The organism is Pedobacter sp. 10L46_2 (assembly GCF_056395165.1).
Map to the genome: position 1 here is coordinate 1 of NZ_JBFTIZ010000184.1, position 8,120 is coordinate 8,120.

Annotated in this window: 7 protein-coding genes; 1 reads left to right on the plus strand and 6 read right to left on the minus strand. The window is 37.2% G+C overall.

Annotated elements, in window-relative coordinates:
• The 6 genes from AC1DDX_RS17925 to rpsO all read right to left on the minus strand — a co-directional run.
• The coding region (locus tag AC1DDX_RS17925; protein ID WP_477622353.1) for a Rossmann-fold NAD(P)-binding domain-containing protein at positions 1–376 on the minus strand (376 nt) is incomplete at its 3' end.
• 11 nt (positions 377–387) lie between these two features.
• The gene (serC, locus tag AC1DDX_RS17930) at positions 388–1,455 is read right to left on the minus strand and encodes a 3-phosphoserine/phosphohydroxythreonine transaminase (protein WP_172663344.1); all 1,068 of its coding nucleotides are present in this window, start codon (positions 1,453–1,455) and stop codon (positions 388–390) included.
• Positions 1,456–1,505: 50 nt separating this feature from the next.
• Complete coding sequence (locus AC1DDX_RS17935; RefSeq protein ID WP_337714907.1) at positions 1,506–3,905, minus strand: TonB-dependent receptor; 2,400 nt, start codon at positions 3,903–3,905, stop codon at positions 1,506–1,508.
• Positions 3,906–3,926: 21 nt separating this feature from the next.
• Complete coding sequence (rpe, locus tag AC1DDX_RS17940) at positions 3,927–4,598, minus strand: ribulose-phosphate 3-epimerase (protein WP_172663346.1); 672 nt, start codon at positions 4,596–4,598, stop codon at positions 3,927–3,929.
• A 155-nt stretch (positions 4,599–4,753) separates the two neighbouring features.
• Complete coding sequence (pnp, locus tag AC1DDX_RS17945) at positions 4,754–6,904, minus strand: polyribonucleotide nucleotidyltransferase (protein ID WP_477622354.1); 2,151 nt, start codon at positions 6,902–6,904, stop codon at positions 4,754–4,756.
• Positions 6,905–7,042: 138 nt separating this feature from the next.
• Complete coding sequence (gene rpsO / locus AC1DDX_RS17950) at positions 7,043–7,321, minus strand: 30S ribosomal protein S15 (RefSeq protein ID WP_099438653.1); 279 nt, start codon at positions 7,319–7,321, stop codon at positions 7,043–7,045.
• A gap of 149 nt (positions 7,322–7,470) precedes the next feature.
• Between rpsO and AC1DDX_RS17955 the strand changes: the two genes are divergently transcribed.
• On the plus strand, positions 7,471–7,890 hold the full coding sequence (locus tag AC1DDX_RS17955) for an acyl-CoA thioesterase (RefSeq protein ID WP_172663348.1): 420 nt from the start codon (positions 7,471–7,473) through the stop codon (positions 7,888–7,890).
• The last annotated feature ends 230 nt before the right edge of the window (positions 7,891–8,120 follow it).

An 8,120-nucleotide genomic window follows, 5' to 3' on the forward strand; every position in this document is an offset into this window, starting at 1 on the left:
CTTCAACAGGCATTTTTCTGTTTGAATCCTGTAAGAAACGAATACCGGTAAACAAATGTGCAAATACCAGTTCAGCAACAGATAACGAAGAAGCTGCAGGTGTATTTACCACTGCAACACCCTTGCTGCGGGCATATTCAACATCAATGTTATCCATACCTACACCGCCTCTGCCAATCAGTTTAATGTTAGGTACCTGATCAATCAATTCTTTACGTAATTTGGTGGCACTTCTAACTGTAATACCATCATAGTTTTTTAAAGCTTCAACCAATTGATCCTGAGGAACAGTTTCAGTATCAACAACAAAACCCGCTTTTTCTAATAACGCTTTACCGATAGGATCTATCCCATCGTTTGCAAGTATCTTAATCATTAATTTTTATTTTAATTGGTGTGTTTTTCAGCAAAATTCTGCATTAATTCAACTAGTGCATGAACACTTGTAATTGGAAGCGCGTTGTATATAGAGGCTCTAAAACCACCAACACTTCTATGTCCTTTAATACCTTCAATTCCATTTTCTTCAGCATATTTCAAGAATGGTTTTTCAAGCTCTGGGTTTTCCATTACAAAACAAACATTCATTCTAGAGCGATCTTCAACAGCACAAGTTCCTTTAAACAAAGGGTTTCTGTCAATCTCAGTATATAAAGCTCTGGCTTTTGCTATATTTTCTTTTTCAATTTCAGCAACGCCTCCTTTAGATTTTAACCATCTTAAGTTAAGCATCGCTACATATATAGAAAATACCGGAGGAGTGTTATACATAGAACCACCATCGATATGCACTTTATAGTCAAGCATAGAAGGTACCTTTCTGCCTGATTTACCTAAGATCTCATCTTTAACAATTACTACTGTTAAACCAGCCGGACCGATATTTTTTTGAGCTCCTGCATAGATCAAATCATATTGGGAAACATCAATAACCCTGCTCATGATATCCGAAGACATATCGCAAACTACAGGGATACTGGTTTTAGGTACGCTGAACATTTCTGTTCCGTAAATAGTATTGTTAGAAGTGAAGTGGAAATAAGCACTGTCTTCTGGAATACTATAATCTTTAGGAATAAAGGTAAAGTTTGATTCTTTTGAAGAAGCAACAATGTTTGCTTTACCAAAAGTAGATACTTCTTTAATAGCCTTGTTTGCCCAAACGCCTGTTTCCAGATAACTGGCAGTTTTTCCTTCAGGTAATAAGTTCATTGGAACCATTGCAAACTGCAAACTAGCACCGCCTTGTAAAAATAAAACAGAATATCCGGAAGGTACATTTAATAATTCCTTAACTAATTTTTCTGTTTCTGCTACCACACCTTCAAATTCAGATGTGCGATGAGAGATCTCCAGAATGGATAAACCATCCTTAAAATCTAGAACTGCTTGTGCTGCTTGCTTAAATACTTCCTGAGGTAAAATACAGGGGCCTGCGCCGAAATTGTGTCTCATTTTTATAGTGATTTTTAATGCTTGTAAATGTAACAGTTTTATATTATTTATTATTTCGAATTCTTGAACTTTATAATCAATTTCAAATTTAGTTGCCTGCCAGTTAAATAATTAGGAATAGCATATTGTACGTTATCTACATCCTTAAGCCATAAATATGAAACCGTATTGTTAATATTTAACAAATTAAATACCTCTAAATGAGCAGAAAACGAACTAAAATATTTATCCAGTAACCTCGGTTTTTTTAGTCCGGCATCGTCTAAAAAATCTTTAGAAAATCCAATATCCACACGCTTATAAGCAGGGATATTAAAATTATCAGAATAACGACGTGTAAGAGGTGCTCCTACCGGCAATTTAGAACCATACATCATATTTAAATGTACTTTATAGGTAGGGCTGTTCAGCAATCTATCCTGAAAATAAACTGAGAAATTAATTCTCTGATCTGTTGGCCTTTTTAAATAACCCCGCTCATCATTGAAGATATTCTGATTAGCCTTCATTAAAGACATTCTGAAATAAGACACCAGATCCTTTACAAACTCACCGCCAATGCTCAGGTCTGCTCCATAGATATAGCCTTTTGCCAACTCTCCGGCAAGATACTTTACCCTTACATTATCCATCATATAAGGAATAAGCCTGTCCTGATATTTAAAATAAAGCTCAGAAGTAAACTTTAGACGTGTTCCCAGACCATCAAATGCATAGTCCAAACCTGCCGATGTATTGTATGACCTTTGTGCCTGCTGATTTAAATTAAGAATTCCATTAAAATCCCTGATGCTCCTGTAGTCGGGAGCCTGCTGATATACTCCGGCAGTAAATCTGAAAATTTTATTATTGCTCGATGGCCTGTAAGCCAAAAGCAACCTGGGGCTAAGGAGAAATTGCTTACTTAAAGTATTATAATTACCCCTTACACCAAGCTGAAGGGTTGAGTTGACTGACAAGGTGTAACTATCCTGAATATAAGCGCTGTAGTATTGAATTGCCAGGTCATTTCTAACATTAATAAGGTTGTCCTGATAGAAATTATTTAACCCTCCCTGTTGTATATATCCTGCCGAATCTATAAGACTATATTCATTTAAATTATCGTTATATTTCTTGCGCTCAAACCTTAAGCCCAATGAAAACGTATGGTTTTCATAATCCTGATCTACCTTTACCTCCGAACTGAGGTTTTCTGACTCCAGGTTATTGCGGGCATAATTGATATACTTCCCTACGCCTTTGTTGATCCTAACAGCGCCAAAGTTTCCATCTGCAAAGGTATTGTTAACCTCATCAAACACATATCTCCCCTCTATGTCTATTCTTTCTCTTTCAAGGGTATTAAAATAACTGTTTATCCACTTTATAACCAGATTCGATTTAGGGTAAAAGGCAAAGGTTATGGCCCCTCCTGCTGTCTGATAATCATCAATTTCCTTTCCGCTGTAGTCTGTTTGCAAGCGCATCACAGTACTTAATGTTCCAAATTGGGTTTCTCTGCTTTCGGGTATTAATTTAAAGATCCCACTATTAAAACTCCCTAAAAAATCAACACTCATTTTAGACGAAACATTTTGATGATAAATCAATTGCGCATCGGTAAAATTAGGCGCATAGCTCCCTTTATTATCTTGTCTGTTTAATATACTTGTATTATTCTTATACCTCAATCCTGCAAGCAGATAGCTGTTTTTGTTTAAAATCTTAGAACTAAAACCGGCTCCCAGCATACCAAGGTTCAATACGGCCTCACTACTATCCGGCCGATCATATTTCACATCCAGTACTGATGATAATTTATCACCATATCTGGATTCAAAGCCACCTGTAGAGAACTTGGCAGAGCTTAACAAATCACTGTTAATAAAACTCAAACCCTCCTGCTGTCCATTTCTGATCAGCACAGGCCGGCTAATTTCAACATCATTTACATATACCAGGTTTTCATCAAAATTACCTCCCCTAACGCTATACTGAGCGCTCAATTCATTATTAGTAGATACCCCCGGTAATGTTTTAAGAACCACTTCAAAATTACCCGAAACTGAGGGTATAGAAGCAATATCTGCAATATTAATAGTGGTGCTGTTACGAAGCTGATTTTGTTTTGTGGTAATGGTAACCTGCTCCAGTTCGTTTATATTCCGTGTTAATGAAACATTTTGAATAATCCTGCCGGCCTTACCATATTTAAACTCAACCAAAACAGATTTATAACCTAACAGACTGTATTTCAATGTAAAAGAGGTGGTACTTGAATAAATATTATAACTCCCCTTGTCATCAGATGCGGTCGACTGGTTTTGTCCAACAACGCTAATGGTTACCATAGACAATGGGCTCTTCAGATCATCTGTAATTAGTCCTGACACTTTTACAAGAGGTTGTGCATTTACATACGTAAAACCAAATAGTAAAACTGAGAGCAGCAGGCAAAGTCTATACATTTATGTTACAAAGCTGTGAGCTTATGATGATTTCAATTGTGCATCAAGTTGTTTTAATTCAGAGATCATGACCGATGGAGAAGGAGCAGCAAAAATGGCATTTCCTGCAACAAAAACGCTTGCACCCGCCTGAATCAGATCGGCCAGGTTCTTTATCCCTACCCCGCCATCAACTTCTATGAGCAGATCAGGATTAACAACTGAGGCCATAGCTTTTAACTCCCTTAGTTTATTTAGCGTATTAGGAATAAACTTTTGGCCACCAAAACCCGGATTCACTGACATAACAAGCACCAGATCCAGATCTGCCAAAACATCTTTAAGTAAGCCCACAGGAGTATGAGGGTTAATTGCAACACCCGCCTTGCAACCAGTGGCATGAATTGCCTGAATCGTTCTATGCAAGTGTGTACAAGCTTCGTAATGCACCGTTATTACTGATGCGCCTGCAGCTGCAAAACGCTCAATATACTGATCAGGATTAACAATCATAAGGTGAACATCCAAAGGCTTTGTAGCATATCTTTTTATTGCTTCCATTACTGGAAAACCAAAAGATATATTTGGTACAAACACACCATCCATCACATCTACATGAAACCAGTCTGCCTCACTCGAATTAACCATTTCAATATCACGTTGAAGGTTAGCAAAATCAGCGGAAAGTAAAGAGGGAGCAATAAGGTGTTTCATGAGAAAGGTGTTTTTAATTTATAGCTGGTTCACAATTGTAAATATAAAGAAATAACCCATCTTATACCAAAAAACCCCGCGATTTGCAGGGTTTTGAGTATATAAGAAGCGACAAACCGAAGGATTTACCCTCGGCTGACAGACCTACCTTTGGATTAAGCCGGCTTATTTTCAGCTGGAGCAGCTTCTGCTTTTGGTGGACGAGGCAATAAAGCTTTTCTAGAAAGTTTCATTTTACCTTGTTTATCAACATCCAAAAGTTTCACTTCAACTTTATCACCTTCTTTAAACACACCGTCCATTGTTTCTAAACGAGTCCAGTCAATTTCAGAAATGTGAAGTAAACCATCTTTACCTGGCATAATCTCTACAAATGCACCAAATGGCATAATAGATTTTACCTTACCACTGTAAGTTGCACCTATTTCCGGTTTAGCAGCTATTGCATTGATACGGGTAACAGCAGCATCAATTGCAGCTTTGTTATCAGCAAAGATTTCAACGATACCTTTGTTTCCAACCTCTTCGATAGAGATAGAAGCGCCAGTTTCACGTTGCATTTCCTGAATAATTTTAYCGCCTGGCCCTATTACAGCACCAATAAATTCTTTATCAATACTTAAAGAAACAATACGTGGAGCATGGTCTTTATAATCTTCGCGAGGTGCAGAAATTGTTTTCTTCATCTCATTTAAGATATGCAAACGAGCCTCTTTAGCCTGAATTAAAGCGTTTGTTAACACTTCCCATTTCAAGCCATTGATTTTTAAGTCCATTTGACAAGCAACAATACCTTTTTCAGTACCGGTTACTTTAAAGTCCATATCACCTAAGTGATCTTCATCACCTAAGATATCAGAAAGGATTGCATATTTACCAGTTTTCTCATCAGTAATTAAACCCATTGCAATACCCGATACCGGAGCTTTGATTTTAATACCGGCATCCATAAGTGCTAATGTACCAGCACAAACAGTTGCCATTGACGAAGAACCGTTAGATTCCAAGATATCAGAAACGATACGGATGGTATAAGGATTTTCTTCCAATCCAGGCAACACTTTCTTTAAAGAACGCATAGCCAGGTTACCATGACCAATTTCACGACGACCAGCACCTCTGTTAGGACGAACCTCGCCAGTTGAGAAACCTGGGAAATTATAGTGCAATAGGAATTTGTTGTATCCATTGATGAACGCACCATCAATCATTTGCTCATCATCTTTAGATCCTAAAGTAACGGTAGTTAATGATTGTGTTTCACCACGTGTAAATACTGCAGAACCGTGAGCTGAAGGCAAGTAACCTATTTCACTCCAGATTGGGCGTACTGTACGTACGTCACGACCGTCTAAACGAATTCCTTCATCTAAAAACAGGTTACGGATAGCATCATATTGTACATCGTGGAAATATTTTTTAGCAAGGAAACCGGTTACATCATCAATATCTTCTCCCAATGTAGCTATGAAGTCCATTAAGATCGTACCAAATGCATCACCACGCTCACCTTTGCTTGTGTTGCTTTTAGCTACAGCATAAACCTTGTCGTAAGTAGCAGCATAAACCTGCTCTTTTAATTCAGGGTTACTGTCTTCATGAGAATACTCACGTTTTACAGTTTTACCTACAAGTTCAGCAAGTTCTTTTTGAGCCTGAACCTGGATAACGATTGCTTTATGAGCAAATTCAATGGCCTCAACCATTTCAGTTTCAGAAATCTCATCACACTCACCTTCAACCATTACGATGTCTTTTTCAGTACCTGCAACAAGGAATTCCAATGATGCACGCTCTAAATCGCTCACGTAAGGGTTAATTACCAGTTTGCCATCAATTTTAGCTACACGTACTTCAGAGATTGGTCCGTTAAACGGAATATCTGAAACCGCAATGGCAGCCGAAGCAGCTAAACCAGCTAAACAGTCTGGCATTATATTTTTATCAGAAGAGATCAATGAGATCATTACCTGAGTATCAGAGTGATAATCTTCAGGGAACATCGGGCGCAAAGCGCGATCTACTAAACGTGAAATTAAAACTTCATAATCAGATAATCTTGCCTCGCGACGAAGAAAACCTCCAGGGATACGGCCTGCGGCAGCGTATTTCTCCTGATAATCAACAGATAAAGGTAAAAAATCAACACCAGCCTTAGCGCCTACTGTAGAAACTACAGTTGCCAAAAGCATGGTATCGCCCATTTTAACTACCACCGAACCATCAGCTTGTTTAGCTAATTTTCCTGTTTCAATTTCGATTGTTCTTCCATCGCCCAAGTCGAACGATTTTTTTATTACATTCATTTAAAAATTGTTGTGGTGTGTTTTCCTCTTTTCACACACCGGATTTATATATATTATTTTCTTTGCAAGTTAAGATAATAATATCAAGAAATTAAAAAAGCCATCCCTAAAGAATGGCTTTTCTTGATATAAGTAGTTCTATTTGATGATATCCCTTAGACCTAAAGTCTTGATGATAGCACGATAGCGCTCAATATCTTTTTTAAATAGATATGCCAAAATACCACGGCGTTTACCTACTAATTTTTGTAGTGATAACTGAGTAGAATAATCTTTACGATTTTTCTTTAAGTGCTCAGTTAAATGTGCAATGCGGTATGTAAATAACGCTACCTGACCTTCAGCAGAACCTGTATTAGTTTCTACTTCACCATGCTGTTTAAAGATTTCAGCTTTCTTTTCTTTACTTAAATACATTCTTGAATGATACTAAAGTTTAAATGATTAATTAATTGGGTGCAAAGATAGTGTAAGTTTTAAAGATTAACAAGTATGCGTAAAATTTTGGCTCGACGAGAAAATTGGCCATTACTAAACCTTATTTTTGTGGCTGTTACGACTTATTTATGGAAAAAAACCAATACAGTATATTTGAAAGTGAGCTAAAAGTACGTCCTGATGATATCGATATGTTTAACCATGTCCATAATAGCAAATACTTTGACTATGTGCTTGCTGCCCGTTATGATCAAATGGCTGAATTTTATAAAATGCCAATGGAATCTTTTTTAAATAGTGGCTTTGGCTGGGTGGTACGTACCGCACTTGTTGACTTTAAACGTCCGCTTATTTTGGGCGATATAATTGCTATCCGCACCGGAATTTTAACAATCAATGAAAAAGGTTGCCGTGTACAGTTCGAAATTGAAAATAAAAGAACAGGTAAAATTGCTTCTGATGGCTGGTTTGATTATGTGATGATTGACACCACCACCGGAAAGGGCTGTAAAGTAAATGAAGAAATGATAAAGGCATACAGCATTTAATACTTGACTTATAAACATTTAATGTAAATCCATATTCAATAAATAATCCGACCATAATAAGTCCGCCTTTTTTCTGTAAAAATGTGGACTTAACGTGGACTCATAATAATTCAGCACAAAAAAATATAGAATTGTAATTGTAAATTATATATATTTGTTTTCTAACTCAACCGCATTACGATGAAAGTATTTGCAGTCCGTTTGAGGTCCTAAAGACCAAGGGCTCCACC